The 1340-nt window shown below is 33.3% G+C and carries 1 protein-coding gene; it reads left to right on the top strand.

Annotated elements, in window-relative coordinates; genetic code table 11:
* Positions 1 to 10 precede the first annotated feature (10 nt).
* Entirely contained in the window at positions 11 to 1237 is a 1227-nt protein-coding gene (gene mtaB / locus WGMM_RS04085) for a tRNA (N(6)-L-threonylcarbamoyladenosine(37)-C(2))-methylthiotransferase MtaB (protein ID WP_038250488.1), read from the top strand.
* Positions 1238 to 1340: the final 103 nt, after the last annotated feature.

The raw sequence follows: 1340 nt of genomic DNA, 5'->3' as shown, positions 1-1340 counted from the left end.
AAATACTAACATGAATGAAGTGATAACATTTGGTTGTCGTCTAAATTTTTACGAGAGCGAGTTAATCAAAGAAGCATTAAAAAAAGCAAAGAGAGAAAATGTTGTTGTGGTGCATAGCTGTGCAGTGACAAACGAAGCAGAACGTCAGGTAAAGCAAAAGATACGTAAGATTTACAAAAATGATCCAAATAAAGAAATTATCGTAGTTGGTTGTGCTGTTCAGTTGGATCCAGAAGTTTACAGTAGCATTCCTGGTGTAAGTAAAGTGCTCGGTAATCAAGATAAGCTAAAAGCTGAAAATTACTTACTAAATGACGATAAAATCTTGGTCAGTGATAACCAAGTAGAACCTGTTCTAATTAATGGATTTGAAGATAAGTCAAGGGCATTTATTGAAATTCAAAATGGTTGTAATCATAGCTGCACATTTTGTTCAATTACCGAGGCAAGAGGGAATAATCGATCTGTGCCAATAAACAGTATTATAGAGCAAATCAGGATCTTTGTAGAAAATGGATATCAAGAAGTAGTGTTCACAGGGGTTGATATTACTGACTTTGGTACAGATTTGTTGGGTAAGCCATCACTTGGTTCAATGATTAGGAGAGTTTTAAAGGATATACCAGAGTTGAAGAGGCTAAGACTTTCCTCTATCGATGTTGCTGAAGTTGACGACGAATTAATGGATTTAATAGCTAATGAGTCAAGACTTATGCCTCATTTACATTTGAGTCTACAATCTGGTAATAATTTAACACTAAAGAGAATGAAGCGTCGTCACAACAGAGAACAAGTGATAGAATTTTGTCATAAAATGAAGAGCTTGAGGCCTAATATAGCATTTGGCGCTGATATTATTGCTGGATTTCCAACAGAAACTGATGAAATGTTTCAGGATACAGTTGATTTACTGAAAAAAACAAATATAGTTTACCTACATGCTTTTCCATATTCAGAGCGGAAAAATACACCTGCTGCACGAATGCCACAAGTGCCAGAGAATGTGCGTAAAGAACGAGTAAAAAATTTAAGAGAAGTAAATAAAGAAATTATGAGCAGTTTTTGTCAATCCTTGATCAACACTAAGCAAAGTGTTCTGGTTGAGCAAAATAATGTCGGTAGAGCAGAAAATTTTGCATTAATAAAGCTTGAATCAAGAGCGCAAGCTAAAAGTATTGTGAAAGTTAATGTTACAGGCGTAGAGAATAATTATTTAATTGGAAATACTCTTTCTTAATTTTTGTACATTAAAGAAATATATGATATGATGGTTATACTATAAATGATAATTATGGGTTCATTTGTGATAACTAAAAGATCTATTACTTTATTTTTGATTT

The sequence above is a fragment of the Wolbachia endosymbiont of Glossina morsitans morsitans genome (assembly GCF_000689175.1).
Lineage (GTDB): Bacteria > Pseudomonadota > Alphaproteobacteria > Rickettsiales > Anaplasmataceae > Wolbachia > Wolbachia pipientis.
The sequence above is the reverse complement of the archived record's forward strand: the minus strand, read 5'-3'. Positions and strand labels throughout refer to the sequence as shown.

What these genes read in the sequence shown, in the direction of transcription:
- mtaB (WP_038250488.1), top strand. Translation starts at nt 11, where the DNA reads ATGAATGAAGTGATAACATTTGGTTGTCGTCTAAATTTTTACGAGAGC.